Genomic DNA, 26,308 nt, shown 5'->3' on the forward strand with positions numbered 1-26,308 from the left:
TTGCTGTCAGCGGCTTCCGTCGATGTACCGCCGCGCCTGCAGGATCAGGATCTCGTCGCCTTGGACGGCCCATTCGATGTCCTGGTCCGCATTTCCCAGCCGCTTCTTCACCTGCCGTCCCACGGCGGCCAGGCGCGCGACCAGCGCGTCATTGAGCACCTGCCGGCCGCCCTCGATGGGCACTTCGCGCACGCCGCCGCCCGCGGCGGCCACGAGCTCCGTGTCCTCGGCCGACCGGCTCAACACCTGCACCGCCTTGGACCAGCTGGAATACATGACCTGCTCGGCCTGGCGCTTGCCTTCCACCACCTTGATGCCCAGCCCGCGCTTGGCCGACAGATACGTGACGTGTCGGCGCGAGGCATCGAAGGGATCGCGCGTGATCATGACGCCCGAACTGTCCGATGCCGCGGCCAGTTGCACCAGCACGGCCATGACCACCGCGTCCTGGTTGAAGCCCGCGGCGCGGCGCGCTTCGTAGGCCTCGAAGTTGTAGACCGACGCCCACACCGTCTGCACGGCCCGGGCCAGCGCGTCGGCCTGCGTGACGTTCGGCACGGTGGTGTACAGGCCCGCGCCGCTGAAGCCTGGCAGGTCTTCGGAATTGGACGAGCTGCGCACGAAGACGCCGCGGCCGCCCAGCTGTTTTTTCCAGCGGGCGAGCCAGTCGGCCGACAGGGCGTCGGGCGGTGCGTCGGCGATGTCCTGGCGCAGCTTGGCCAGTTCCGCGCGCCGCACATTGGCGTCGGACGCGAAGTCGGCCCGTTGTTCCAGCGCCGCCAAGCGGGCAGGCACGCCCAGCTTGTGCATGAACGCCGCGTACTGGGCAAACGGAATGCAAAAGCCGTCCGGTACGTTGGCCGCGGGCGGCAGCACGGACTTCAACGCGCCCAGGTTCGCCGCCTTGACACCGCAGTAGCGGCTGTCGCGCGTGGTCATGCCGGACAGCGGCTTGACGGCGCGCACAGACAGATCGGGTTTGGGCAGCGGCGTGGCGGCTTTTGCGGGTGTCGTTGCCGCTTGGTTGGCATTGACCGCAGGCTGTGCAATGCGTTGCACCCGATAGCCGTTGCTTTCGACAATCAGCTCGACCCACTGGCCGTCATGCTTGCGCAACGCCGCCACGGCGTCCCGCACATAGGCATTGGGAATGCGCCAGCCCTTGGCCAGCAGGTTCACGTGCGAGAGCAGGGTGGACGGGCGCTGTGTGAGCAGTCCGGCCACGGGCGTCAGCGCGACGGGCACCTCGTCCAGCACCACGATGTCGGTGGGCGACAGGTCAGGCGTCTCGTCCACGGATTTGACGATGCGCAGCCGGCCCTGCGCGCGCCCCGTATTCAGCGGCAGGAAGGTCTGCTCGCGCAGCAGCGCCTCTTGCGTGACAACATCCATCCCGGCGCGCTGCGCCGTCTGCTCCTGCAAGGTGGAATTGCTCTTGAAGCGCAGCGGCTCGTAGAACGTGGCCGCCAGCCGCTGCGCGGTCAGGGTCAGCAGTTCCGGCGTCAGCAGATCGCCTTCCCAGAATTCAAAGGTGTAGCCCGGCAGGCCGTTCTGCCAGCTCAGCGTGCCGAACAGCAGACGCCGGTTCGGATCCTTGTACTGCGCGATCAGCTTGGCCTTGTCGCCCGACAGCAGACGCCGCTCGCGCGCGAAAGTCTCGTGCAGCCCATACCGGGGCGTGTGCAGGTAATAGATGCGATCCGCGCGCTGGCGGTCGATGACGAACAGCACATGCGGAATCTCCAGCGGCGTGCCGGCGTTGTAGACCCGCGCCAGTTGATCGAATTCGGCCCGGGTCTGGATCTTCCCCAGGAACCGCGGGCCTCCCCAACGCGCGTCCTCCGCCTTGCGCGCCTCGACCTCGTCGGGGCGCAGGGGACGGCCGTTTTCGTAGGGGGAGGGTTTGCGGGCGGTTTGGGCGTGGGCGGGACCGCTGGCGGCGGTCCCCAGCATGCACAGGACGGCCAAGACGATTCGGGATACGCGGGAAAGCGGGAAGTGCTTCGACGACGCACTCAGGGTGGGCATGGGACGTGGGCGGGCTACGGGAAGCCGCAATCATATCCAACGTTATTGGGGACGCGCCATCGGTGGGTTAAGCGACGGAAGCTCTCCCTCCGACGTGCGTTAGTCTGATTTAGGCTCGATCGGGAATGTGCGAGGGGGCAGAGCGCAATATGCTGGCGCCTGCCATGCTGACCTATCCCTACACGTTGACTCCCGATACGAACGGCACCTTTCTGGTGCTGTTTCCGGATTTTCCGGAAGCGACGAGCGTCGGCGAGGATGAGCAAGATGCGCAGGTGAACGCGCTGGAAGCGCTTGAGGCGGCATTGGAGATCTATTTCGATGAACGTCGCTTGATCCCGATGCCGTCGGAGAAAACGTCATCGCCGTATGCGGTCACCTTGCCGGCGGTCGTTACCAGCAAGGTGTTTCTGTCGAATGAAATGATTCGCCAAGGCGTGCGCAAAGCCGAGATGGCTCGCAGGCTTGGCGTTCATACGCCGCAAGTGGATCGATTGCTGAATCTGCGGCACGGGTCGCGGATCGAACAGGTGGAGGCGGCGCTTGGAAAACTCGGCCGCCGGCTGGAAGTTTCCATCGTGTAGGCGGGAGAACCGTTGCGCGGGCTAATCCGACGCCTCGACGTTTCGGCCAGCCGCGCATCACTGGCCCATCATCACCCTCCCATCACCACCCGCCCAAATTCCTCCGGCGAGGGGCTTTCGGGCCAGCTCGGCACGTCAGCGGGCAAGTTCAGCCAAGCGTGTTTACGCCGGGTCCAGATATGCGCGGCCGGCGTCAGCTCGGCTGCTTCATCCAGCGTGCCGGCGCGCAACACCCGCATCCCGGGCGCGGCCTCGGTCGTGTTGAAGATGCGCGTGTGGCAGCACGCGCACAGAAACTGGCAAGACCGCTTTCCCTCGTGTTCATGGCGGTATTCATCGAGCGCACCGGTTATGCTCATCGCCGTTTCCGGCAGCAGCAGGTGCAGCCCGAAGGCGCTGCCGCTCCAGCGTTGGCAGTTCTGGCAATGGCAGGCGTAGACCATCGGCTTGCCGGCCGGATCGATCGAGTAGCGGACGGCGCCGCAGCGGCATTGGCCGGTCAGGGTCATGAACGGGTTCCTTCAACTTCAATGGAGTGCGACAGGATGCCCGGGATGCCGGCCGCTGGGAACCGCCATAATGAACCATCCGTTAGCAGATTTTGTATGAGCATTGATTCTCTCGACTGGGAAAGCCAGCGCGTCTTTCTAGCCGTGCTGCGCACCGGCAGCCTGTCGGGCGCGGCCCGGATGCTGGGCATTGCGCAGGCCACCGCCCGCCGCCGCATCGAAAAGCTGGAAGGCAGTGTAGGCGTGAGCCTCTTTCTGCGGACCCCGGCCGGGCTGCAACCCACGGACGCCGCGCGCGAACTGGGCGAGCATGTCGAGGCCATGGACGCGGCGGCGCGAGCGTTCAGCCGGCGGGCCGGGGAGGGGGCGGATGCGGCCGAAGGCGTCGTGCGCATCACCAGCAGCGAGTTGCTGGGCGTGGAGGTGCTGCCGCCGATGCTGCTGAAAATCCGCCAGACGCTGCCGGCCGTGCGGCTGGAGCTGAGCGTGCAGGACCGGTTGGAGGCCTTGCCCCGGCAGGAAGCGGATATCGCGGTCCGGCTGCTGCGTCCCAGCGAAGCCAACGTGGTGGCGCGGCGCGCCGGCGCGCTGCGGGTCGGGCTGTTCGCCACGGCGGACTGCATCCAGGCGCATGGGCTCCCGCAAACCCGCGACGACTTGCGGCACATGCCGATGATCGGCCCCGACCGCCGCCTGGCCGACCGGCGCGTGCTGGCCGAGCAGGGCGTGATCGACGCCGACCAGCCGTTCGCCATTGCTTGCGACCACCACGTGGCGCAGTTTGCCGCTTTGAAGGCGGGCCTCGGCGTGGGCGTATGTCCGCGTCAGCTCGCGAAGCCGCTCGGACTGGTTCCGGTGCTGGCGCAGGAAATCGGTTTTGACGTCGATGTCTGGATTGCCATGCACGGCGATCTGCGGCGCGTGAAGCGGGTGGCGGGCGTTTTCGATGCGTTGGCCCGGGAACTGGACGGCTGGTTGGCGGAATAGAAACAACAAGGCCCCCGGGAAGGGGGCCTTGCATGACTGACCTTGACGCGGGCCGGGGATACCGGCTTCAACGACCGCTCTCAAGGACGGGCCCCACAGCCCGTCCGCAGCCCGCAGCGGCAATCAGCCTTCCGCCGTTTCCGCCAGAACGCGCTGGGCTTCTTCAGCCACGCGCTCGGGAGCGGTGCCGCCCACATGCTTGCGCGCGGCAACCGAACCTTCCAGCGTCAGCACCTGATGCACGTCTTCGGTGATGCTGGGGTGGTAGGCCGTGAGTTCGGCGGTGGACAGGTCGGCCAGATCGCAGCCGCGCTGTTCGCAATCCCGCACGGCGTGGGCCACGACCTCGTGGGCGTCGCGGAAGGGCACGCCGCGCTTGACCAGGTAGTCGGCCAGATCGGTGGCGGTGGCAAAGCCTTGCAGCGCAGCGGCGCGCATGTTGTCGGCCTTGACCTTGATGCCGCCAGCCATGTCCGCGAAGATCGTCAGCGTGTCGCGCAGCGTGTCGGCGGTGTCGAACAGGCCTTCCTTGTCTTCCTGGTTGTCCTTGTTGTAGGCCAGGGGCTGGCCCTTCATCAGGGTCAGCAGGGCGACCAGATTGCCGTTGACGCGGCCGGTCTTGCCACGGGCAAGTTCAGGCACGTCGGGGTTCTTTTTCTGCGGCATGATCGAGCTGCCGGTGCAGAAGCGGTCGGCCAGGTCGATGAAGCCCACGCGCGGGCTCATCCAGAGCACCAGCTCTTCGGACAGCCGCGAAATGTGCGTCATGATCAGCGCGCCGGCGGCGCAGAATTCGATGGCGAAGTCGCGGTCGGAGACGGCGTCCAGCGAATTGCGGCACACGCCTTCAAAGCCCAGGGTCTTGGCGACGCGTTCGCGGTCGATAGGGAACGACGTGCCGGCCAGGGCGGCGGCGCCCAGCGGCAGGCGGTTCACGCGGCGGCGGCAATCGGCCAGGCGCTCGGCGTCGCGGCCGAACATTTCGGCGTACGCCAGCAGGTGATGGCCGAAGGTGACGGGCTGGGCGACTTGCAGGTGCGTGAAGCCCGGCATGATGGTGCCGGCGTTTTCCAGCGCGACCGTGGCCAGCGCGTGGCGCAGCTGGCGCAGCAGGACCTGCAGCGTGTCGATTTCGTCACGCAGCCACAGGCGGATGTCGGTGGCGACCTGGTCGTTGCGCGAACGGCCGGTGTGCAGGCGCTTGCCCGCGTCGCCCACCAGTTCCACCAGGCGCTTTTCGATGTTCAGGTGGACGTCTTCCAGGTCGAGCAGCCACTGGAACGAGCCGGCGTCGATTTCGGACAGGATCTGGGTCATGCCGCGCTGGATGTCGGCCAGATCCTGGGCGCCGATGATGCCCTGGGCGGCCAGCATGTCCGCATGCGCGAGCGAGCCCTGGATGTCGTGGCGCGCCAGGCGCTTGTCGAAATCCACGGACGCCGTGTAGCGTTTGACGAGTTCGGAAACCGGCTCGGAGAACCGGGCGGACCAGGCCTGCGCCTTGTTGGCGAACTGGTTTTGATCGGGGGAGGGAGTCTTTGCCATGATGGCCGGGATTATAGGGCCTCGCGCCGCGCCGGGTAATGCCGGGGCCGGTTATGCGGGGCCGGAACCCGCGATCGGGGCGAGTTGTCGGATAATCCCCGGTTAGTTTCAAGACCTGAAAAGCGAGTACGGATCCATGCCCCTGGAATGGGAAGAGCTAGTCACCCAACTTGATACCCACATGCCGCGGGAGATCTGGGCGCAGACGCTGATCGGGATCGGCGTGCTTATCCTGACCGCGTTGTTCGTGCAGTGGGTCGTCGCCCGCGTCGTCCTCTTGCTGGCACACCGGCTGCTGGTCGCCAGCGGCCGCGTCGACTGGGACAAGGCGCTGCAGCGCCGCCGGGCGTATCAGAACCTTTGGTACGCGGTGCCGTTTGCAGTGGTGTCCGTGGGCATCGACCTGGTGCCCCATGCCGAACGGGCGGTCAGCATCGTCGGCCGGCTGGCGCACGCGGGCGCCTGGATCTGCGTGTTCATTGCGTTTTCGGGCGTGCTGAGCGCCTGGCAGGACACCTATTCGGCCACGACCCGCGCGCAGACCCGCTCCATCAAGGGCTACATCCAGATCGGCAAGCTGATTCTTGCGGCGGTATGCACCGTTCTGGTGCTTTCCATTCTGATCGACCGGTCGCCGCTGTGGATGATTTCCGGCCTGGGCGCGCTGTCCGCGGTGCTGTTGTTGGTGTTCAAGGACACGCTGCTGTCGCTCGTGGCCAGCACGCAGCTCACCAGCAACGACATGCTGCGCATCGGCGACTGGATTGAGATGCCGCAATGCAACGCCGACGGCTTCGTCAAGGACATCGCGCTGCATACCGTCAAGGTGCAGAACTGGGACAACACCGTCACCACGGTGCCGACCTACAAGCTGTTCTCGGAAAGCTACCGCAACTACCGGCATATGTTCGAATCGGGCGGCCGGCGCATCAAGCGCACCATCCGAATCGACGCCGCCAGCGTGCGATTCCTGGCCGACGACGAGCCGCAGCGCCTGATGAAGTTCCGGCTGCTGCACGACTACCTGCAGACCAAGACCCAGGACATCGTCCAGGCCAACCAGACGCTGGGCGAACTGGCCAGCGTGCCCGCCAACCGGCGCCGGCTGACCAACATCGGCACGCTGCGCGCCTACGCGCTGGCTTACCTGAAGCAGAATCCCGAGATCCGCCAGGACATGGCGATGATGGTGCGCATGATGGAGCCCACGTCCGAGGGCATTCCGGTAGAGGTCTATTGCTTTACCGCCGTGACCGCCTGGGTCGAATACGAACGCATCCAGGGCGACGTCTTCGACCATCTCCTGGCGATTCTGCCGGAGCTGGGCCTGCGCCTGTACCAGCAGCCGTCCGGGGCGGACATCGGCGCGATGGGCAGTTACCTGCGCGACAGCGCCATCCAGGCGGCGCTGTCCGCCGAGCGCGACCGGCAGGGGCCTGTCGTGGACGGCGACGCGGCCCTGCCGTTCGAGCGGGGGCTGACGGACGGCAAAATGCCGCGTTAGGGGCAAGGGCGCGGAGGCAGGCCGCCGCCAGAGGGCCGTGAGATAATCCGGCGGTTGTTTCCAGGGCCTACGAACTCCAGGGCCCAGGCAAAACCCCCAGCGAAACTCCAGGCGAAATCCCCGATGTCGAACCCGTTCTTCAACCTGTATTCCCACGGCTTCGCCCGGGTCGCGGTCGGCGTGCCCGAGTGCCGGGTCGCCGATCCCGCCTTCAACGCCGCGCAGACCATCGCGCTGGCGCAGCAGGCCGCCCAGGGCGGCGCGGTGCTGGCGGCGTTTCCCGAACTTGGCCTGTCGGCCTACACCTGCGACGACCTCTTTCACCAGAAGGCCCTGCTGGACGCCTGCGAAGCCGCGCTGGCGCAAGTGGTCGAGGCCACGGCCGATCTGGATATCGCCATCGTCGTCGGCGCGCCGTTGCGGGTCGCCCACCAGCTGTTCAACTGCGCCGTGGTGGCGGCCGGCGGCCGCATCCTCGGGGTGGTGCCCAAGACCTATCTGCCCAATTACGGCGAGTTCTACGAAGCCCGCCAGTTCAGCGCCGCCGATTGCGCCATCGACGCGCAGATCGACCTGCTGGGCCAGACGGTCCCGTTTAGCGCCGAACTGCTGTTCCAGATGGAAAAGCTGCCGCTGTTCCAGTTCCACGTCGAAATCTGTGAAGACGTCTGGGTGCCGATTCCCCCGTCGTCATTTGCCGCGCTGGCCGGCGCCACGGTGTTGGTCAACCTGTCGGCCTCCAACATCGTCGTCGGCAAGTCCGCATACCGCCACCAGTTGGTGTCGCAGCAGTCGGCGCGCTGCCTGTCGGCCTATATGTACACGTCGGCCGGGCGGGGCGAATCCTCGACGGATCTGGCGTGGGACGGCCAGGCGCTCATCTACGAAAACGGCGAACTGCTGGCCGAATCCGAACGCTTCCTGAACCATTCCCATCTGCTGTTCTCGGACGTCGACCTGGAACGCCTGTCGCGCGAGCGCATGCGCCAGAGCACCTTCGGCCAGTCGGTGCGCCGCCACCAGGATGAAGTTCGCAAGTTCCGCCGCGTGGCGGTGCCGGTGAATCCGCCGCTGGAAGACGCCGAACTGCCGCTCGAACGGCGCGTGGCGCGATTCCCGTATGTGCCGGCCGACCCCCAGCGCCGCGACGCGCGCTGCCAGGAGGTCTACAACATCCAGGTGCAGGCGCTGGTGCAGCGCCTGTCCGCCAGTGGCATGAAGAAGGTGGTCATCGGCATTTCGGGCGGGCTGGATTCCACGCACGCGCTGCTGGTCTGCGCCAAGGCCATGGACGCGCTGGACCTGCCGCGCTCAAACATCCTGGCCGTCACGATGCCGGGCTTTGCCACCAGCACCCGCACGCTGCAACAGGCGCGCCGCCTGATGGCGGTGGTGGGCTGCACGGCGTCCGAAATCGATATCCGCCCCAGCTGCCTGCAGATGCTCAAAGACCTGGGCCATCCCTATGCCAACGGCGAGCCGGTCTACGACATCACGTTCGAGAACGTGCAGGCGGGCGAGCGCACCAACCACCTGTTCCGCCTGGCCAACTTCAGCAACGCCATCGTTATTGGCACCGGCGATCTCAGCGAGCTTGCCCTGGGTTGGTGCACGTACGGCGTGGGCGATCACATGTCGCACTACAGCGTGAACGCCAGCGTGCCCAAGACGCTGATCACGCACCTGGTGCGCTGGGTGGCCGAATCGGGCCGCCTGGGCGACGACGGCGCGCAGGTGCTGCTGGACGTGCTGGGCACGGACGTCAGTCCCGAGCTGGTGCCGGGGGGCGCGGACGACAAGCCCGAGCAGAAGAGCGAAGCGTCCATCGGTCCTTATGAATTGCAGGATTTCAACCTGTACTACACGCTGCGCTACGGCTTTGCGCCGACCAAGGTCGCGTTCCTGTCGTGGACGGCCTGGCGCGACCGCGAGGCCGGCGCCTGGCCCGAAGCCGGGCACGTGGCCCGCAACCAGTACGATCTGGCCGCCATCAAGCGCAACTTGAAGATCTTCCTGGACAAATTCTTCCGGACCAGCCAGTTCAAGCGCACCTGCATCCCGAACGCGCCGAAGGTGGGTTCCGGCGGTTCGCTGTCGCCGCGCGGCGACTGGCGCGCGCCCAGTGACTCGGAATCGGTAGTCTGGATGCGCGAGGCCGACACCATTCCCGACGAGACGCCCAAGGGCTGACGGCGTCGCCGCGCACCAAGTTGGGGCGGCGGCAAGCGGGGCGCGCTGCGGGGCAGGGCCAGCGCGCGTTTCCCCGGAGCCGCAGCCGCGCCTGCCCGGTGTTATTCTCTTAACCATTGCGCCCGGCGCCCGCCCGACAAGACGATCGGCAGCGCGGCAGGGCGACGCAACACATCAAAAACCCAGGACGACCAACGTGAAACAAGTCACCGCCATCATCAAACCCTTCAAGCTCGACGAAGTCCGCGAGGCGCTGGCGGAAGTCGGCGTCAGCGGGCTGACCGTCACCGAAGTCAAGGGTTTCGGCCGCCAGAAGGGCCACACCGAACTCTATCGCGGCGCCGAATATGTGGTCGACTTCCTGCCCAAGATCCGCGTTGAAGTCGTCCTGCCGGACGATCAGGTCGAAGCCGCCATCGAAGCCGTCGTCAAGGCCGCGCGCACCGGCAAGATCGGCGACGGCAAGATATTCGTGACCCCGGTGGAGCAGGCCATCCGCATCCGCACCGGCGAGAGCGACGAAGAGGCGCTCTGATCCTCATGTTTCACGGGCCGCGCCATGATGCGGCCCGTCTCCATCGGGCCGTTATCCATTGGTCCCGCATGCATTTGGCCCGTACCCCTGCCGCCAGTACTTCCGCGGCCCGCATCCCTACCTGATCAACTGGTTCATCTCCAGGATCGGCATCATCACCGCCAGCACGATCAGCAGGACAAATCCCCCCATCAGCAATATCAGCGCCGGTTCCAGCAGGGCCGTCATCGCCATCGCGCGCCGTTCCAGGTCGCGCGACAGGTTCTGCGCGCCCCGGTCCAACAGCTCGGGCAGGCGGCCGGTCTTTTCGCCGCTGGCGATCAGGTGCACCAGCAGCGAAGGGAAGACCTTCTGCGCTCCGAGCGATGACGACAGCGCCGCGCCTTCGCGCACCCGCGCGGCGGCTTCGTCCACCGCCAGGCGCAGCACATCATTGCTGAGCGTGCGGCGCGCCGCCTCCAGCGCGGTCAGCAGGGCCACGCCGCTGCCCGACAGGATGGCAAGCGTGGACGCGAAGCGCGCGGCATTCACCCCCAGCACGAATCGACCGGCCAGCGGCAGTCGCAGCACGCGCGCATGCCAGGCCCGCCGCGCGGCCGGCGCGCGCAGCGTGTAGCGCCACAACGCGATGACCGCGACGATGGCGATGCCGGTCACCGCGCCCCATTCGCGCACGTAATCCGACAGGCCCAGCATCACGCGCGTCAGCAGCGGCAGTTCCTGCTTGGCCTGGCTGAAGGCCGACACCACCTGCGGCACCACATAGCCCAGCAGGAAGATGACGATGACCACCGACACGCTGGCCACCACCGCCGGGTAGATGAACGCCGTCATGACCTTGCTACGCAGGGTGTTGCGTTCCTCGATGTAGTCGGCCAGCTTTTCCATCACCTGCGCGAGATCGCCCGATTCTTCGCCCGCGCCGATCAGCGCGCGGTAGATTTCGGGAAAGTCGCGTGGCCGCGAGGCCAATGCGGCCGACAGGCGATGGCCGGCGCGCACGTCGTCGCGCACGCCGCCCAGCGTGGCGGCGATATGTTTTTTCTCGGCCTGTTCCAGCGTGGCGCTGAGCGCCGCGTCCAGCGGCAGCCGCGCGGCCAGCAGGCTAGCGAGCTGTCGCGTCAGCCACGCAAGGTCGGCGTCCGACAGGCGCGTGCGCAGCGCCGCGCCCATGCCTTCGGCGCGCGCCGCCAGCGAGGTCGACAGCGGCAACAGGCCACGCCCGCGCAACTGGTTGCGGGCGCCGCGCTCGGAGTCGGCGTCGATCGTGCCGCGCACGATTTTGCCGAGCGCGTCGGTGGCTTCATAGCGAAAGGAAGGCATGACTGTAATAAAGCGGAAGCACCTGCCGAAATCGCCAAGAGCCCCGAATTTAAAGGGTTTCCAGCCCGTTACCTTGCCTTGGAAATATGACCGTAGTGTTGCAGTCACACCCCGTATACTCCGACGCGCTTTCACGTTTTCTCAAACGATTTCACGTCTCGGGCAACTATTTCGTCATGCGTCACATCGCGCAATTCAGCCTCGCTTTCCTGCTTGCCGCAAGCCAACTCGGACCCGCCGCCAGCACGGCGCGCGCACAACAGGCGGACAACCGCGTCAGCCTGAATTTCGTCGACACGGACATCCCCGCGGTGCTGCGCGCGCTGTCCCTGTTCACGCAGCGCAACTTCCTGGTGGACCCTCGCGTGAAGGGCAAGCTCACGCTTGTTTCGGACCGGCCGGTGGATAGCGCGCAGGCGCTGTCCATGCTGACGGGCGCGCTGCGGTTGCAGGGCTTTGCCATCGTCGACGTCGACGGCGTGACGCGCGTGGTGCCCGAGGCCGACGCCAAGCTGCAAGGCAGCGCTGTCGTGGGTGGTCCGGGCGTGGGCGGAGCCCGGCCGGCGGGCGCCGCCACCGCCGCGGGCGGCAGGGCGCCCGTGCCCGTGTCGGCCTTTGCCAAAGGCGGCGGCAACAGCGGCGAAATGCTGACGCGCGTGTTTCCGCTCAAGTACGAGAATGCCGCGAACCTGGTGCCGGTGCTGCGCCCGATGGTGCCGCCCAACAACCCGATCAACGCGTACCCCGGCAACAACACGCTGGTCGTGACGGACTATGCCGACAACCTGGAACGCATTGCCGCCGTCATCGCGCGCATCGACGTGCCCAGTTCGATGGACACCGACGTCGTGCCGGTGCAGTCGGCCATCGCCACGGACATCGCCATCCTGGCCTCGCAGTTGCTGGACACGCAGAGCAGCGATCCGACGCAGCGCATCGCCATCGTGGCGGATCCGCGCAGCAACAGCGTGCTGGTGCGTTCGGGCAGCCCGGCGCGCACGCGGCTGGCGCGCGAGCTGATCCAGAAGCTGGACGCGCAGCAGAACCGCGCGGGCAACCTGCACGTGGTCTACATGCGCAACGCGCAGGCCACGCGCATCGCCGAGGTGCTGGGCGGACTGCTGACGGGCCAGGCCAATTCCGCGCCCGGCGCGGCCCCCGGCGCCAGCAGCAGCACCGGCGGCACGCAAGGCGGCGCGCGCACGCAGAACACCGCCAGCAGCACGTCCAACCAGGCCGGGCTGGGCATGACCAGCCAGTCGGGCTCGTCGCGTGGCGGCCTGTCCGGCGAACAGGAGCGCATCGCGCGCGAAGACAACTCGTCGCAGGCGGTCTCGTATTCCGCGGGCGGCGCCACCATCCAGGCGGATCCCGCGACCAACTCGCTCATCATCTCCGCGCCCGAGCCGCTGTACCGCAGCCTGCGTGAAGTGATCGACCAGCTTGACCAGCGCCGCGCGCAGGTGTTGGTGGAAAGCCTGATCGTGGAAGTCAGCGAGGAAAAGGCCGCGGAATTCGGCATCCAGTGGATGACCGGCGCGGGCAACATCAACGGCAACGGCACGAGCTTCATCGGCGGCACGAACCTGGGCGGCAGCGGCATCACCGGCAACGGCCCGACGTCCATCGACGCGCTGGGCGGCGGTCTGAGCCTGGGCGTGGTGAAGGGGACTGTGGATGTGCTGGGCAACGAAGTCATCAACCTGGGCGTGCTGGCGCGCGCCATGCAGAACACCGGCGAAGCCAACATCCTGTCCACGCCCAACCTGCTGACGCTGGACAACCAGTCGGCCAGCATCCTGGTGGGCAAGACGGTGCCGTTCGTGACGGGGCAGTACGTGACCTCGGGCAGCAACGGCAGCTCGAACCCGTTCCAGACGATCGAACGCGAGGACGTGGGCCTCAAGCTCAACATCCGCCCGCAGATCTCCGAAGGCGGCGCGGTCAAGCTCGACATCTACCAGGAAGTCAGCAGCATCGACGAAAGCCGCTCGACGCCCACAACCGGCATCGTTACCAACAAACGCGCCATCGACACCAGCGTGCTGATCGACGACGGCCAGATCATCGTGCTGGGCGGCCTGCTGGAAGACAACGTGACGCTGACGTCCAACAGCGTGCCGGGCCTGGGCTCGCTGCCCGTGATCGGTTCGCTGTTCCGCTACGACACGCGCAAGCGCACCAAGACCAACCTGATGGTGTTCCTGCGTCCCTACGTGGTGCGCGACGCCAACCGCAGCGCCAGCGTCACGATGGACCGCTACGACTACATGCGCCGCGCGCAGGGCGCCGTGCAGCCGCGCGATCATTGGGCGCTGCCGGACATGCAGGCGCCGATCCTGCCGCTGCCGGGTTCCGCGCCGTCGGTGTCGAACAACGCCTACGATCTTCGTCCTGAACAGCAGGCGCAAACGCTGCGCCGCCCGCCGCCCACCACGGTGGAGACCTTTGCGGTGCGCCAGTATCCCGGCGCGCCGCCCGCGCCCGCGCAGCAGCCCATCCGCGCGCCGCGGCCGGTCATGATGACGGTGGCGGTGGACCCCGAGAAGCTGCTATGAGCGCGCACCCCTTGCCCTACGCCTGGGCCCGCGCTCAGCGCGCGGTGCTCTCGCTGCGCGGTGGGCAGGCGCAACTGACGGTCAGTCCGCGCACGCCCGAATGGGCCGTGCGCGAAATCCGGCGCTGCCACGGCGATATCGGCCTCACGCAGATCGACGACGAAGCGCTGGAGACGTTGCTGACCGCGGCCTACAGCCACTCGGAAGACGCGGCGTCGGTCATGGGCGTGGCGGAAAACGAGATCGACCTCGATCGCCTGATGCAGGACATGCCCGAGGTGGCGGACCTGCTCGAAGCGCAGGACGACGCGCCCGTGATCCGTATGATCAACGCGCTGTTCGCGCAGGCCGCGCGCGACGGCGCCAGCGACATCCACATCGAACCCTTCGAAACGCATTCCGTGGTCCGCTACCGCGTCGACGGAACCCTGCGCGATGTGGTGTCCCCGCGCAAGGCGCTGCATGCCGCGCTGATCTCGCGGATCAAGATCATGGCGCACCTGGACATCGCCGAAAAGCGCCTGCCGCAGGACGGCCGCATCGCGCTGCGCGTGGGCGGCCGGCCGATCGACGTGCGCGTGTCCACGCTGCCGACCGGCCATGGCGAACGCGCCGTGCTGCGTCTGCTGGACAAGGAAGCGGGACGCCTGCAACTGGAAAAGCTGGGCATGAGCCCCGGCGTGCTGTCACAGCTGGACCGCCTGATCCGGCAGCCGCACGGCATCGTGCTGGTGACTGGCCCGACCGGCAGCGGCAAGACCACCACGCTGTACGCGGCGCTGAGCCGGCTGGACGCTTCCACCAGCAACATCCTGACGGTGGAAGACCCCATCGAATACGACTTGGCCGGCATCAGCCAGACGCAGGTCAACGCCAAGATCGACATGAGCTTCGCGCTGGCCCTGCGCGCCATCCTGCGCCAGGACCCGGACGTCATCATGATCGGCGAAATCCGCGACCTGGAAACCGCGCAGATCGCGGTGCAGGCGTCGCTGACGGGCCACCTGGTGCTCGCCACGCTGCACACCAACGACTCCGTCTCGGCGGTCACCCGCCTGACGGACATGGGGGTCGAGCCTTTCCTGCTGGCGTCGTCGTTGCTGGGCGTGCTGGCGCAACGCCTGGTGCGCAAGCTATGCCCCGCGTGCAAGGCGCCGTCGATGCTGGACGGCGTGCAGGTGTTCCACCCCGTCGGCTGCGAGGCCTGCAACCATACCGGCTACAGCGGCCGTTCGGGCATCCACGAGCTGTTCACGGTGGACGACGAGGCCCGCCGTTTGATTCACGAAGGCCGCGACGAACGCGAACTGCGCCGCGCCGCGGCCGCGTCGGGGATGCGCAGCATGCGCGAGGACGGACAGCGGTGGGTGGACGCGGGGCAGACGTCGCCGGAGGAAATTTTGCGGGTGACGCGGGACGCGTAACGCTGGCAGTTGCTTGGCGTCGGACACCTCACTTCGTTCTACAAACTCTGCCCGGTGTCTGACACCTTCTCGTGACACCGTCTCCTGCCCGTCGCCGCCCTTGATGTCGAAGTTCATCCAACTTGAGATTTGGTTCACCGAACTTGGCCTTTCTTCTCCAGAACCTATACGACACGTTCCACCCCTGGCGGCTGCCACGTCCCTTCCCCGGCTGGCAGGACCGAGGGTGGTGTGATCTTTGGCCAATACAGCCGCATTACCAGGTAGACCGGCCCATCGGGAGCGGGGAGCCAGTTGGCTTGCCTGTCGCCGCCCGGCGTCCTGTGCTGGATGTAGAGTGTCAATGACCCGTCCGCGTTAACCTTCATCGCAGGCAGCATGGGCGAATTGATTAGGTAGCGGTCGATCGGGTTCCTGACCAGTAGCTGCGACTTGCCGTCGTACATAGTCAGCGACCAGAACGAATTGACCGGCGGTAACGCGCCGGCCGGAAACGTGAGGGTGTAATTGTGCTTGCTGCAGTCCAGCGTCTGACCATTTGCGTCTACGCGGGTGAACGGGTAAGTCGCCTCGTCCGGGTCATTTCCATAGATGCCTGCCTGAGCGGCGACGGCGCGCTTGAGCCAGTCGCCATTGTAGTGTTCGCTGTTACCCGGCAGTCCGCTTAGCCGCCAGCCATTGATCGCCTTTCCGGTGCTGGCGACGGCTTCGTCCACTTTGCGCTGGCCTTCTTTCATGCCAAGGCCGATCTCCAGTTTTTGGTCCAGCGGCAAATCTCTGAAGTTGAAAGTCTTGCCTGCCCCCACGCCGATGCGCGCGAGTTCCGCGCGGACTGCTAGCTCGTTGGCTTGTGGAGGCGCGAACTGCAGCGCAAAGTCCAGAAACTCGAAGAAGTTGGTCTTCGCCAACTCTTTGTTGATCATGGGAAAGCTGATGGCTGTTGCGGCCGGTGGCGACGCCTGATTCAGGTACGCCGAGAGCATTCGCACCTGGTAACCAGCTTGGACCGCCTTCACGCTGTCGAGATCGTCTGGACCAAAAAGTTGGGTGCGGTAGCCGGCGAGCGAAAACTGTGTGCTGGACCGAAACACCCGCTTGATGCCCGCCGGGACGGCACCTTTCCATTCGGGTCCGACCACCATGTAGTCGCCAGCCTCGTTTCCGGTGGTGCGAGTGCCGATGTAGCCGTAATTGTAGGTGTTGCCGTCGCAGAGCATGACCGAGTAATAGCGCTTCGGGTCGATCGCCGGCACTGAAAGCACTACCGGCTCTGCCCGCAAGTCCATCCACACGAAGGAATACGGCGTGTCGCTATTGGGCGTGACAATCGCCGTGTCTTTGTAGGTGAATACGTTGGGTTCGTTCTTGATGTGGTTGAAAGGTGCCTTGAATTGCCCCGAGCCGCGATCCACCGCGTACTCATGCATGACGGCGTAGTTCATCACGATAGGCAGGCCGTAAATGAACCCAGCCTCCGCGATGTCCTTCGCCCCGAAGAACCCAGGGCGATCCGCGCTTGCCTGTGCCCGTACCCGGCCCGGACCAAGCGTCGTGCCAGTGAGCGCTACAAGTGCACTGGAGCCTAGAAACTCTCGTCTTGTGGTCATTGAGCGCCTCACCTGTCAGAGCGAGCTTTCCGACGCCCGCACGAAAAGTACTGGTCATGGAAACGACACTTTATCGAAATCGCCAACAAGACGATATAAGTAGAAAACACCCGGTAAATCGTTCCGGATAAGGTGTCTGATTTCGGCACGGGAGGTATGGCGAAGCGCGGCCAGTTGCACGTAATGCAACGTCCTCAGGAAGGTCCAGGAGTCGCCATCTGGAGAAGTTTTTATGGCTAGCAATGAGACATAACACAGCAGGGTGTCGCCATAGGCATCGACTGTTTAATCTGGACAGTTCAGATAGCTATGCTGTCGTCCAAAGCCAAAGGGCCGAATCCCCTGTTTCAAAGGATTCGGCCCCACTTGCTAGGTGCCAGACGGCTTGCCTTCAGACAAGCCAGCCAGTTTCTTAAATCGGTTTGATCATTGTCGCCTGAGGACCTTTTTGCCCTTGGCCGGCGACGAACGTCACGCGCTGGTTCTCTTCGAGAGATTTGTGCCCGCTACCCTGAATCTCAGAGTAGTGCGCGAAGAGGTCCTTACCGCCGAGCTCCGGCATGATAAAGCCGAAGCCCTTGTCGTTGTTGAACCACTTCACAATACCAGTTTCAATCTTCAATGTATGTCCTAGATTTTCCAGGGAAAAGTATCCCTGTACCCACTATGGGTGATTGGCAGTCACAAAGATATGAGCGTTTCACAATGACACACAAAATGGATTGCCCCACCGCTTAGGTTGAGCCGGCCCCACCGACCTGCTTTTCAAGCCCATTACCGCGCGATTCCGCGCAGATTCCGATGACTTCCTCTGAAATCCTTCTTCCGGGGCCTCGATGCGTGCGCGGCGCCACTTCAGCCAATCGGGATCCAGCGAGATCGCGACCTCGGACCTCGGAGCGGAATCTCATGGCGTTGATGACAGGCTCGCGAAGCCCGCGCACCTTAGCACTCTACTCGAGTGCGTTTTCGCATGCGCGCGCTCAAAGAAGAGTGAGGCTCGCGATTCACGGGGGATTGGTTTGTTTCAATTCAGGCTTAGGTTATCAGGAGTGGCGAGCGTACTGTGAAGGGGTGGCGTCGGCCACAACAACCTGTGGCACATGCCCAGGATTGAATCGCTATGAATACTGCCGGGCTTCGTCTGCCGCAGACACCATGGAACCTAAATGCCCTTCCCCTTTATCAATCAGCTCGTCACAAGTCTGCATCAGATAGCCGAGAAACATCTTTCACCGAAGGGCGCCGCACTTCCGGCGCTACAGTCAAACCACAACGCTCAATCCGTCGTGCCCAAGGCAGCAACCCCCCTGATTGATGACCCTTGGACGCCGGACAACTATCACTACGCCGGTTAAGTGCGTACCTTGAAGTGTACCCAGTGCAGTCGGCTCTGGACGTCTTCGCTTGTGCGTCGGGCATGCGCCGGGGATCGTCCACGTCAGCACAACGGGCGGAGAGGCTCTTACCGCACGAGGTGAGCACTACCCCTCAGATAGAGGCCGCGTCATGACACTAGACCATACCAAACGCGCCACTGAGATAGTAGCGGTGGACGCCAACGGGATTACGTACATCATCCAACGTCGCTACAGGGCTGCTCCAAACCACGACGGGGCCTGGGCTAATTACTACTGTTGCTTGCGCGACGGCGAGCCCGTCACATGGCTCGGTGATAACAATTACCGGTTGCCGGACGGGACAGCACTCCTCGCGATTGAATGCCGACTGCCGGACCTCGAACCATTAAATTGAAGGCACTTGGTTTGAAGTGCAGCCTAGGCTCGCGAGCCGGCGGCTTGCTGGACATTCAGCGGTGGTGGTACGAATCCGTGCTTTCGACGCCCAGGAGTACAGGCATGGAAAATCCCGCAGACGGCAAAATATGCCGAGTCATTCGCACGGACGTCGGTAGACTTACCGGCGCAGCATGCGCGGTGATTGTGCGTGTCGAATACCTCCCGCCAAGCGATGTATCGCTAAGTGAACGGGCAGACCTTAGGAACTCGGTATGTAAAGCGGTGCGATCAAGGACCGCTCCTGGCCAGTCGTGGTCGTTGGTCGCCCAGGTCTGGCTCACCGCCGTTTTAGGGTGCGCAAGGGGGACTGGGATTGGAGAGCATCGTGATGTGATGGACTCGATCCGCTACCAAGTTCAATGAACTTTTTGTGGACGAATGCCAAGTTCAACGAGCCATTGCGGACAGAGCAAATGAACCACACTTCATTAAGTCATTGACATCCATGGCGTCGAGCTTCCACCTCAAATGAACTTCGACACTTAACGCGCCGCTTTCCCCACGCTGAACGTCACCGTGTCGCCCGAGCGGCGGCCCAGTGTCGACATCAGGCCGTCCAGCGCGGCGCGGTCGGCTTCGCTGGCTGAACGAGCGAAGGTGACCTCACCCTGAAAGTTCAAGCCGCGGGGGCCGGTGCCGCCCTGGCCCTTCACGTCGAGCAGGCCGCTTTCCGTGCTCAGGACCAGCGTCGCGCCGCTCTTTCCGCCTTGCGCGCGCAACAAGTAGGTGCCCACCGGCGTGATGGGCGAGAGCGCAGTCGCCGCGTTGCGCCAGCGCAGGTCGACGGCCGGGCCGGGGGGGAGCGGGGCGCCCAGGCGCAGGGGCTGCCAACTTATCTCCAGCATGCCTTGCGGCGACAACGTATTCCAAGGCGCACCGAGTGCGGGCAGGACCTTCGCGGGCACGCGCAGGGACGACGCAGGCAGCGCCAGGCCGTTCCACCCGGGGCGCGCGCGTAAGGTGCCCTGCAGCCAGGGATGCGAAATGTCGAGCGCCAACGTGTCCCAGCGCCATTGCCACTGCACCGGTTGCGGCAGCACGCGGCGCGCCCCTTGGGCGCCCAGTGCGACCCAGGCGCTGCCTTGCCACAGCGTGCCGCTGGCGTCGGCCAGCGTGACCGGCGCGTCGGCGGGCAAGAGCGTCAACACCCAGCGCGCGGGCAGCACAGTGGCGCCCGCGGCGGCGGCGCATAGGACGCCGGCGATCCACAGTCCTGCGACGCGGCGCGAGGGAAGCTTCACAGGCATGAGTAGCTCCCGATTGCAGCGCACACCGTGCCAACCACCCGCGGGCCTGCCGCGCGGTCCAAGAGAATCTTCACGACCATCACCGGCTCCCCGCCGCCTGCGGCGGCAGCAGCACGATCTTGCCGTTGACCAGGCCCGGCAGCGGACGTCCATTGGCGTTCGCGGCGCGTGACAGGTCCACCTTGGAGATGGCCAGCCCCCAATCGCGTCCCGCACCGTCCAGCCAGCGCATCAGCGCCGACGACGGCGCCTGGTCCAGCGACAGTTCCACGCCACCGCCTTCCGCATCCGCCAGCTTCCATTGCCCCGCGGGCAGGCCGGCGCGTTCCAGGCTGCCGGCCAGTTCCGTCGTGCTGGGCATCCCACCCGTGGGCGCGGCGCTGCGCTGGCGCAGGGCGGCGGCTTGCGCGGTCAGGTCGGCCACGGTGGCGGCCTGGGCGCGAAGTGCCGGCAGCTCGGCCTGCAGCTTGCGCACGGTGTTCAGGGCGGGTTCGATCAAGGTGACGAAGCCGATCGCCGCGCCAAGCAGCAAGGCGGCTCCGGTGACCAGACGCCGCTCGCGCGGGGCCAGCGCCTGATAGCGCTGGCGGGCGCGCGCGAGCGCCGGGTCCACGGGTTTGCGCGCGGCCTGCCACGCGATTTGAAGTCGGTAAAGCGGTTTCATGGTTGGCTGCGCACGATGCGCCAGGTGTTGTCAGTGTCGCCGCGTTCCAGCTTCAGCCCCAAAGCGGCGGCCTGCTGAATCAGTGCGGGGGTTTCGGCGACGCGTTGCGCCTGCGGACCGGCGTCCGCCAGCTGCAACGTCAGCGCCTGATCGGCGTAGGTCAGGTGCGCGACCTTGTCGGCCGCAAAGGGCAACGCCTGCGCGGCCGCGCGCGCCAGCGGCAGGAAGTCGCCCGCGCTGGCGGCGCCGCGGTTGGCTTGCAACGCCTCCAGCCCTTGCTGCGCCTGACGCGCCGGGTCCAGCACGACCGGCACGTTGGGAAAGGCCGCCAGTACCTGATCGTGCATGCCGCGCTGCAAGGCGTCGGCCTCGCCGCGCAACTGCGCCGCGTAGATATTCAGTCCGGCAATCCACACCACCGCGGCCAGCGCGCCCCAGCGCCACACCGGCTGCCAGCGCGACACGCTGACCGGGGCAAGCTGCGGCATCGCCAGCGACCATGCGGGCGAGGGCGCGTGCCAGCGCGGATCCGCGGGATCGCGCAACGGCGCATCCGTGGCCGGCGCCAGCGCCTGCGGCGCGATCAGCGCGCGCACGCGCAGCCCTTGCTGGCTGAGCAGGCTCCACGCGCGCCGAACCGGCTCGCGTGGAGACCACGCCAGCGGCACGGAGCCGTCCGTGGCACGCGAGCCGTACCCGATCGCCAGACTATCCAGATCGCTCAGCACCAGCGGTTCCAGCGCACCGCGCACGGCCGCGCCAAAATGCGCGCGCGCCACCGCAGGGATCTGCACCGTCGCGGCGATGACGTCGGCAGGGTGCAGCACGGCTTCGCACATGGCCTGTGGCCAGGCGTTCCCGAGCGCGCGCAGCGCCAGCTCGCCTTGCCGCACGCAGCGGCCGCGCCGGTCGAACCACGCGTAGGGCAGCGGCGAATCGGCGCCAAATTCCTCCAGCGCGGGCAGGGCGATTCGCAGGGTGTTCTTCAAGGTGTTTCTCTCGTCCAGATGGTTTCGGGCGCGGCCGGCGGGGCGCTGCGCATCAGCGCCTGCATGGAGACGCGCGCCCGTTCGTAGACCACGGTGCCGCTGGCCAGGAACCAGCCGCTGTTGGTGGAGACCGACGGGGCGGGCGTCTTCACGCCCGTGCCCGCCAGCCGGTTGGCGAAATCGCCCGTGTTGTTGAACCAGTTGCCGCGATCGCGCTCGCCCGCCATCGCGCGCGCCTGCGCCAGCGACAGCCCCGGCACCAGAGCCGCGATAACCTCGGCGGGCGCGGTGTTGACGTTGACCGTGGTGGCCGAAGGCAGCAGCGTCATCGTGCGCCGCAGCGCATTGCGCATCGGCGGCTCCAACCCCAGCAGGGCGGCCACTTCGTCGACCCCGCGCGGCAGCGGCGCGCGCGCCTGCGGGCCGGGCCGCGCTGCGGTGTTCGGGGCGGTGTCTGGGGTGGCGTTAGGGGTGGCGTTAGGGCCGGTGTTCGAGGCATTCGCCGCCAGCGCGGGCGGCTGTGCCGACGCGACGATGTCGACGATCCGCGCGGCCAGCGTATCGGGCAGTTCCAGCGTGCCCAGCAGACGCCGCAGGACTTCTTCCTGCTCCGGCTGCGGCACGCCGTTGCGCGCCAGGTTGTAAAGGTTGTACTTACCCTGCTCGTCCTGCACACCGCCCGAAAACACCGCCACGCGATCGTCGCCCGGACGTTCGATGCGGGTGTCCAGCACCGGCGTGGCCCAGATCTGGTCGCCGCGGGTGGTGGGCTCGCGCCGGCCGTGGTCACGTACCACTAGGCGCGCCCAGTCGATCCCCCCCGCCAGCATCGCGCGCGCCTGCACCCGCGCCAGTTCATTTTCCACGCGGCGTGTGCTGGCAGTCTGCCGCTGAAACAAGCTGGTCGTCAGCGCTGCCACGATTGCGACAACGATGAGCGCGCTGACGACCGCCGCGCCGCGTTGGCGGAGCGCGGTGGGGGTGTAGCGCGCGGCGGCTGTGTCTTGTGCGTTGCGTGCGCCAAATGCAGCAGAGGCAGCAGATGTACCAGATGCGGCAGATGCAGCAGATGCCGCGGATGCAGCAGATGTAGCGGATGCAGCAGATGCAGCAGATGCAGCAGATGCGCCAGATGCGCCAGATGCGCCAATTGCGCCAATTGCGCCAATTGCGCCCCTTGCGCCTCGCGCGCCACCCCTGCCAGTTCCGTGAACGACCACCCGGCTCATGGCAGCTCCAGGACGCGCGTATAGCGCCGCAGGTCGCCCGGCACCCCGCGTTCGAACGCGATCTCCAGACCGCTAGGCGCGGCGGCAAACGAGGCGTTGGCGTCCGCCCAGCCCACGCCCGGCACCCAAGCGCGCAGCGCGAGCGACCGCACGCCCGGCAGCAACAGCACGCCGTCATTCGCCGCAGGCAACGGGCTGCGCTGCGCGGACGGTCCGCCCACCCGCCACAAACCGTCGCGGCGCACCTGCCATTGAATACGCTGCCACAACCCGTTGCCATCCGGATCGGGACGAAAAATCTCCAGTGTCTGCCCGCCCGCCGCGCGCGGCAGCAGCCGCAAGCCCGTCGTGAACGCCACCGCGTCCAGTCCCGGCGAATCAAAGGCGGGTCCGGTGTACGACAACTCGACGTCCCGCGCCATCTGCCCCAACGTGCGCACGATGGCATCCGTATCCTCGGCCTGCGCGGCAATCAGATCGCGCGCACCCGACACGCTGGCCAGTCCGCGCCAGGCCATCAGGCTGACCAGCGCCATCAGCGCCAGGGCGACCAGCACCTCGATCAGCGTGAAGCCGGCCTGCGATTGCGGAGAACGGCGCATCGTCATCGCAGGCTGGACAGCAGTCCGTCGAGCTGCAGCAGGATCGCGCCTTCTCGCGAAGACGCGGCGTCGTGGACCTTCACGGCCACCTGCCGGAAGCTGCGGTTCATGGAATTGGTGAACACCAGTTCGCATTGCAACGCCAGCCCGCCCTGCGGACACGGCACCATCTGCGTGCCGGCGCGTGGCAGGGCCTGTTCCAGCCGCAATTGCGTCAGCGCATTCTGCGCGGCCAGCAGCGCCAGCGACTTGTCCTGCAAAGCACGATTGTTTGCCGCCATCACGCCGGTAGCGCGCAGCGCCGCGCCCATCGCCACGGCGATGATCGCCAGCGCGACCAGCACTTCGATCAGCGTGAAACCGCGCTCGCGGTTGCGCGGACGGGGAAACGCGGCGCCCGCCGCGCTCGGGTGAGCCTGGCCGCTGGCGCCTGGGGCAGAGTCCCCGGCGTTGCCGTGGCGGGCGTCACCGGTGGCGGCATTGCTGGCTTTGTCGACGGCGTCATCGACGGCTTCATCGACGGCTTCAACGACCGCTTCATCGACGGCTTCATCGACAGGCACACCGAAAGTTTCATCGACAGCATCATCAACAGCCTCATTGACGACTTCATCCGCGGCTACCTCGGAAGCCATCTCAGCGAATCTCATAGCGCCCCGCAGCGTCGCGTTGCAGCGTCACGTGCGCATCCGCCGCGCTCAGCGTCAGCGTCATCGGCGCGGCAACCCATTCGGTATTGAAGATCAGCGGGCGGTCCGGATCCAACCGCCATTGCACCGGCGCGACCGACCACGACTGAGGCCGCAGCACCTCATCGCTTTCCAATCGGTCGACAGGCACGGGAATATCGTCCTGCGCCGTGGGGCCCGCCGAACGGCCCGCGCGCTCGAACGACCAGCCCTGGCCGTTCGCCAGCCAGCGTATGTTGCGTCCATCGCTGCGCGCTTCGCTCTGCGCCACCGTAAACGCATCGGCCAGACGCTCGGCATCAGCCCGCAAGCGGTTGTCGCCGCGGCCGACAGACAGGCTCACCATGCTCGCGGCAATGGCCACGATCACCAGCACTACCAAAACCTCGACCAGCGTGAAACCGCGCTCAGAGGTCCCAGGAACCGATGTCGGCATCGCCGCTTTCTCCGCCGGGCTTGTTGTCGGCGCCAAACGAGAAGACGTCGACGTCGCCTTTGACGCCGGGGCTCAGGTATTGATAGGGGTGGCCCCACGGATCGTTGGGCAGCTTGTCCAGATAGCCGCGCCAGTTGGCCACGCCATCAGGCTTTTGCGCCAGCGCCCGCAGGCCCTGCGCAGTAGTGGGATAGCGGCCATTGTCCAGGCGATACAGCTTCAGCGCCTGCATGATGCCACCGATGTCCTGACGGGCAGCGGCCTGGCGCGCCTGGTCGGGGCGATCGAGCACACGCGGTACCACCAGCGCGGCCAGAATCCCCATGATCACAATCACCACCATGATCTCGATGAGGGTGAAGCCCTGCTGGCGGGCAAGCCCGCGCGGTAACTGACGCACTTTGCAACTCCGGTCTATCTGTTGAAGCCCGGGATTGTGGACATGAAATATGACAGTAATGCGCACGCCGGGAGATCGCCCGGTCCGTCCTTGCGCGACTTTGTCACTAGCTGCTGAATTACTAGATGCTGATTCACGAGCTGCTGAGTCACGAGCTGCTGAGTCACGAGCTGCTGAGTCACAAGCTGCTGAGTCACAAGGTGCTGAGTCATAAGCTGCTGAGTCACAAGCTGCTAAGTCACAAGCTGCTAAGTCACAAGGTGCTAAGTCACAAGCTGCTAAGTCGCAAGCCGAACATTCACGGGCTGCTAGTTCACGAGATGCAGGTTCAAGAACCGCCGATTTCATAGATCGTTCGTCAGGACGCGCAGCGTTGCCAGCCTGCCGCCTGTCATTGGCTCATGCGTCGCGGACCCGTCCCACGCCTACTTCTCCCGCGTGATCCCGCCCGGCGCATCCTGGGCCGCCGGCGTCGCCAGACGGCTTGCGCGGCCCGACTGTTCAACCGTCACGGCATCCGCCGCAATGTCGCGCAGCACGATGCCCGGCGCCACTTCCGCGCCGGCCCGCCACGCCAGCGGCGGTCCGCCGTCCACGCTCAACACCGCCGCGCCGTCAGGGCCGGCCGCGATCACGCCCAGGACGGTGATCTGCGTACGCATAGCCTCATCCTTGCCGAACCACAACGCCACCGGCGTGTTATCGGCCGCGCGCGGTGCAGCGGCGGAGACGGCCGGGGGCAGGGGGCCGGGCTGCGGCGCAAGCAGGATCGACGCCCACACACCAAGCCCCGCGGCAAAGGCCAGCACGGCGAGGACGCGCAGCGCGGCTGGCGCGGAGGGCAGGGGCAGGCGCAAGGGCAAAGGCATGGCATTCAGGCAAGGGCAACAAGACGCGGCCGACTATAGCGGCGTTTCATGACAGCAATGCAATAGCAGCAACCAGACGGTAGCAATACGACGGTGTCAGACACCCAGGGGAGAGCTTCGTCGGTATGCCGCGATGTCTCAGCGGGTCAGCGGGTGTTAGACACCTCGTCTCAGCGGGTGTCAGACACCAGGCGCGGTGATCACCGCCAACGTCGCCAGACACCCGTGAATCTCCCGCCACACGCGAAGCGTCATCGCCACGACGCAAGACGCAGCGTAAGTCCCCGGAGGCCGCCCGCGCGGCCGAACGTGGACGGGCCCCGCAAGCCGCTTCTAACCCGGGCACATCTCCAACAGAACGCCAAGCACGCTGACCGTCCCGCCGCCCGGCAAGCTTCAATTGCTCGAGTCCGGTGCGGTGGCGGCCCGGGGTGCGCGGGGCGTCGATAAGCCCGAGGGAATCGGAAGGCAGGCGCCGAAGGCGACAACGACGATGACGACGGGGCAGTCCGGAGCGAAGGCTCCGGACCGCAATCGTGGCCCCGCGCGCCCCGGGCCGCCACCGTGCCGGACGCCTCAAGAACTCAACG

General features: G+C 66.1%; 23 protein-coding genes. 7 read left to right on the plus strand and 16 right to left on the minus strand.

Features of this window, described 5'->3' with window-relative positions:
• Positions 1 to 6: 6 nt before the first annotated feature.
• Positions 7 to 2,028: a PEP/pyruvate-binding domain-containing protein gene (locus MHZ91_RS15505; protein WP_239214466.1), complete on the minus strand. Its 2,022-nt coding sequence runs from the start codon at positions 2,026 to 2,028 to the stop codon at positions 7 to 9.
• Between the two features lie 164 nt (positions 2,029 to 2,192).
• On the opposite strand from MHZ91_RS15505, the gene MHZ91_RS15510 reads away from it, so the two are divergent.
• The gene (locus MHZ91_RS15510; RefSeq protein ID WP_175185149.1) at positions 2,193 to 2,612 is read left to right on the plus strand and encodes a type II toxin-antitoxin system HicB family antitoxin; all 420 of its coding nucleotides are present in this window, start codon (positions 2,193 to 2,195) and stop codon (positions 2,610 to 2,612) included.
• Positions 2,613 to 2,683: 71 nt separating this feature from the next.
• Here MHZ91_RS15510 and MHZ91_RS15515 read toward each other — a convergent pair whose 3' ends face one another.
• On the minus strand, positions 2,684 to 3,121 hold the full coding sequence (locus MHZ91_RS15515) for a GFA family protein (protein WP_175126108.1): 438 nt from the start codon (positions 3,119 to 3,121) through the stop codon (positions 2,684 to 2,686).
• Between the two features lie 96 nt (positions 3,122 to 3,217).
• Here MHZ91_RS15515 and MHZ91_RS15520 point away from each other — a divergent pair, with 96 nt between their 5' ends.
• Positions 3,218 to 4,108, plus strand: a complete 891-nt coding sequence (locus MHZ91_RS15520) for a LysR family transcriptional regulator (protein WP_175138928.1) — start codon at positions 3,218 to 3,220, stop codon at positions 4,106 to 4,108.
• Positions 4,109 to 4,231: 123 nt separating this feature from the next.
• On the opposite strand, the gene argH is transcribed toward MHZ91_RS15520, so the two are convergent.
• Positions 4,232 to 5,653 carry an argininosuccinate lyase gene (gene argH, locus MHZ91_RS15525; protein WP_239214467.1) on the minus strand — a complete coding sequence of 474 codons (1,422 nt, stop codon included), beginning with the start codon at positions 5,651 to 5,653 and terminating at the stop codon, positions 4,232 to 4,234.
• Positions 5,654 to 5,789: 136 nt separating this feature from the next.
• Here argH and MHZ91_RS15530 point away from each other — a divergent pair, with 136 nt between their 5' ends.
• The 3 genes from MHZ91_RS15530 (at position 5,790) to MHZ91_RS15540 (ending at position 9,882) form a co-directional block, all read left to right on the plus strand.
• On the plus strand, positions 5,790 to 7,157 hold the full coding sequence (locus MHZ91_RS15530) for a mechanosensitive ion channel family protein (protein WP_175138929.1): 1,368 nt from the start codon (positions 5,790 to 5,792) through the stop codon (positions 7,155 to 7,157).
• A gap of 123 nt (positions 7,158 to 7,280) precedes the next feature.
• The gene (locus MHZ91_RS15535) at positions 7,281 to 9,347 is read left to right on the plus strand and encodes an NAD(+) synthase (RefSeq protein WP_175138930.1); all 2,067 of its coding nucleotides are present in this window, start codon (positions 7,281 to 7,283) and stop codon (positions 9,345 to 9,347) included.
• Between the two features lie 196 nt (positions 9,348 to 9,543).
• On the plus strand, positions 9,544 to 9,882 hold the full coding sequence (locus MHZ91_RS15540) for a P-II family nitrogen regulator (protein WP_006386376.1): 339 nt from the start codon (positions 9,544 to 9,546) through the stop codon (positions 9,880 to 9,882).
• Between the two features lie 117 nt (positions 9,883 to 9,999).
• Here MHZ91_RS15540 and gspF read toward each other — a convergent pair whose 3' ends face one another.
• Positions 10,000 to 11,205 (minus strand): type II secretion system inner membrane protein GspF, encoded by a 1,206-nt coding sequence (gspF, locus tag MHZ91_RS15545; protein WP_175126113.1) that lies wholly within the window; start codon positions 11,203 to 11,205, stop codon positions 10,000 to 10,002.
• Between the two features lie 176 nt (positions 11,206 to 11,381).
• On the opposite strand from gspF, the gene gspD reads away from it, so the two are divergent.
• Positions 11,382 to 13,763: a type II secretion system secretin GspD gene (gene gspD / locus MHZ91_RS15550; RefSeq protein WP_239214468.1), complete on the plus strand. Its 2,382-nt coding sequence runs from the start codon at positions 11,382 to 11,384 to the stop codon at positions 13,761 to 13,763.
• Positions 13,760 to 15,187, plus strand: coding sequence for a type II secretion system ATPase GspE (gene gspE, locus MHZ91_RS15555; protein ID WP_175126115.1), 1,428 nt, complete (start codon positions 13,760 to 13,762; stop codon positions 15,185 to 15,187). Before gspD ends, gspE begins: the two co-directional genes overlap by 4 nt.
• A gap of 164 nt (positions 15,188 to 15,351) precedes the next feature.
• On the opposite strand, the gene MHZ91_RS15560 is transcribed toward gspE, so the two are convergent.
• The 12 genes from MHZ91_RS15560 to MHZ91_RS15615 form a co-directional block, all read right to left on the minus strand.
• Positions 15,352 to 16,794, minus strand: coding sequence for a DUF1254 domain-containing protein (locus MHZ91_RS15560; RefSeq protein WP_175126116.1), 1,443 nt, complete (start codon positions 16,792 to 16,794; stop codon positions 15,352 to 15,354).
• A gap of 412 nt (positions 16,795 to 17,206) precedes the next feature.
• Positions 17,207 to 17,416: a cold-shock protein gene (locus MHZ91_RS15565; protein ID WP_062842107.1), complete on the minus strand. Its 210-nt coding sequence runs from the start codon at positions 17,414 to 17,416 to the stop codon at positions 17,207 to 17,209.
• 1,659 nt (positions 17,417 to 19,075) lie between these two features.
• Entirely contained in the window at positions 19,076 to 19,840 is a 765-nt protein-coding gene (gene gspN, locus MHZ91_RS15570) for a type II secretion system protein N (RefSeq protein WP_239214469.1), read from the minus strand.
• A 79-nt stretch (positions 19,841 to 19,919) separates the two neighbouring features.
• Positions 19,920 to 20,504, minus strand: coding sequence for a type II secretion system protein GspM (gspM, locus tag MHZ91_RS15575; protein ID WP_239214470.1), 585 nt, complete (start codon positions 20,502 to 20,504; stop codon positions 19,920 to 19,922).
• Positions 20,501 to 21,493, minus strand: a complete 993-nt coding sequence (gene gspL, locus MHZ91_RS15580) for a type II secretion system protein GspL (protein WP_239214471.1) — start codon at positions 21,491 to 21,493, stop codon at positions 20,501 to 20,503. The genes gspM and gspL overlap by 4 nt, the downstream gene beginning before the upstream one ends.
• The gene (gene gspK, locus MHZ91_RS15585) at positions 21,490 to 22,428 is read right to left on the minus strand and encodes a type II secretion system minor pseudopilin GspK (RefSeq protein WP_239214477.1); all 939 of its coding nucleotides are present in this window, start codon (positions 22,426 to 22,428) and stop codon (positions 21,490 to 21,492) included. Before gspK ends, gspL begins: the two co-directional genes overlap by 4 nt.
• Positions 22,401 to 22,643 (minus strand): hypothetical protein, encoded by a 243-nt coding sequence (locus tag MHZ91_RS15590; protein ID WP_239214482.1) that lies wholly within the window; start codon positions 22,641 to 22,643, stop codon positions 22,401 to 22,403. The genes gspK and MHZ91_RS15590 overlap by 28 nt, the downstream gene beginning before the upstream one ends.
• A gap of 75 nt (positions 22,644 to 22,718) precedes the next feature.
• Positions 22,719 to 23,324 carry a prepilin-type N-terminal cleavage/methylation domain-containing protein gene (locus MHZ91_RS15595; protein ID WP_239214478.1) on the minus strand — a complete coding sequence of 202 codons (606 nt, stop codon included), beginning with the start codon at positions 23,322 to 23,324 and terminating at the stop codon, positions 22,719 to 22,721.
• A 2-nt stretch (positions 23,325 to 23,326) separates the two neighbouring features.
• Positions 23,327 to 23,959: a type II secretion system minor pseudopilin GspI gene (gspI, locus tag MHZ91_RS28380; protein ID WP_370647821.1), complete on the minus strand. Its 633-nt coding sequence runs from the start codon at positions 23,957 to 23,959 to the stop codon at positions 23,327 to 23,329.
• Between the two features lies 1 nt (position 23,960).
• On the minus strand, positions 23,961 to 24,449 hold the full coding sequence (gspH, locus tag MHZ91_RS15605) for a type II secretion system minor pseudopilin GspH (RefSeq protein WP_239214472.1): 489 nt from the start codon (positions 24,447 to 24,449) through the stop codon (positions 23,961 to 23,963).
• The gene (gene gspG / locus MHZ91_RS15610; protein ID WP_175126123.1) at positions 24,421 to 24,849 is read right to left on the minus strand and encodes a type II secretion system major pseudopilin GspG; all 429 of its coding nucleotides are present in this window, start codon (positions 24,847 to 24,849) and stop codon (positions 24,421 to 24,423) included. Before gspG ends, gspH begins: the two co-directional genes overlap by 29 nt.
• A 425-nt stretch (positions 24,850 to 25,274) precedes the next feature.
• The gene (locus tag MHZ91_RS15615) at positions 25,275 to 25,718 is read right to left on the minus strand and encodes a general secretion pathway protein GspC (RefSeq protein ID WP_175138939.1); all 444 of its coding nucleotides are present in this window, start codon (positions 25,716 to 25,718) and stop codon (positions 25,275 to 25,277) included.
• Between the last annotated feature and the right edge of the window lie 590 nt (positions 25,719 to 26,308).

Source organism: Achromobacter sp. ACRQX, from assembly GCF_022346505.1.
Lineage (GTDB): Bacteria > Pseudomonadota > Gammaproteobacteria > Burkholderiales > Burkholderiaceae_B > Achromobacter > Achromobacter animicus.

Excerpts from the sequence above, each read along its gene's own strand:
- MHZ91_RS15505 (WP_239214466.1), bottom strand. The coding sequence starts at position 2,028 with ATGCCCACCCTGAGTGCGTCGTCGAAGCACTTCCCGCTTTCCCGCGTA.
- MHZ91_RS15510 (WP_175185149.1), top strand. The coding sequence starts at position 2,193 with ATGCTGACCTATCCCTACACGTTGACTCCCGATACGAACGGCACCTTT.
- MHZ91_RS15515 (WP_175126108.1), bottom strand. The coding sequence starts at position 3,121 with ATGACCCTGACCGGCCAATGCCGCTGCGGCGCCGTCCGCTACTCGATC.
- MHZ91_RS15520 (WP_175138928.1), top strand. The coding sequence starts at position 3,218 with ATGAGCATTGATTCTCTCGACTGGGAAAGCCAGCGCGTCTTTCTAGCC.
- argH (WP_239214467.1), bottom strand. The coding sequence starts at position 5,653 with ATGGCAAAGACTCCCTCCCCCGATCAAAACCAGTTCGCCAACAAGGCG.
- MHZ91_RS15530 (WP_175138929.1), top strand. The coding sequence starts at position 5,790 with ATGCCCCTGGAATGGGAAGAGCTAGTCACCCAACTTGATACCCACATG.
- MHZ91_RS15535 (WP_175138930.1), top strand. The coding sequence starts at position 7,281 with ATGTCGAACCCGTTCTTCAACCTGTATTCCCACGGCTTCGCCCGGGTC.
- gspF (WP_175126113.1), bottom strand. The coding sequence starts at position 11,205 with ATGCCTTCCTTTCGCTATGAAGCCACCGACGCGCTCGGCAAAATCGTG.
- gspD (WP_239214468.1), top strand. The coding sequence starts at position 11,382 with ATGCGTCACATCGCGCAATTCAGCCTCGCTTTCCTGCTTGCCGCAAGC.
- gspE (WP_175126115.1), top strand. The coding sequence starts at position 13,760 with ATGAGCGCGCACCCCTTGCCCTACGCCTGGGCCCGCGCTCAGCGCGCG.
- MHZ91_RS15560 (WP_175126116.1), bottom strand. The coding sequence starts at position 16,794 with ATGACCACAAGACGAGAGTTTCTAGGCTCCAGTGCACTTGTAGCGCTC.
- gspN (WP_239214469.1), bottom strand. The coding sequence starts at position 19,840 with ATGCCTGTGAAGCTTCCCTCGCGCCGCGTCGCAGGACTGTGGATCGCC.
- gspM (WP_239214470.1), bottom strand. The coding sequence starts at position 20,504 with ATGAAACCGCTTTACCGACTTCAAATCGCGTGGCAGGCCGCGCGCAAA.
- MHZ91_RS15595 (WP_239214478.1), bottom strand. The coding sequence starts at position 23,324 with ATGCGCCGTTCTCCGCAATCGCAGGCCGGCTTCACGCTGATCGAGGTG.
- gspI (WP_370647821.1), bottom strand. The coding sequence starts at position 23,959 with ATGGCTTCCGAGGTAGCCGCGGATGAAGTCGTCAATGAGGCTGTTGAT.
- gspH (WP_239214472.1), bottom strand. The coding sequence starts at position 24,449 with ATGCCGACATCGGTTCCTGGGACCTCTGAGCGCGGTTTCACGCTGGTC.
- MHZ91_RS15615 (WP_175138939.1), bottom strand. The coding sequence starts at position 25,718 with ATGCCTTTGCCCTTGCGCCTGCCCCTGCCCTCCGCGCCAGCCGCGCTG.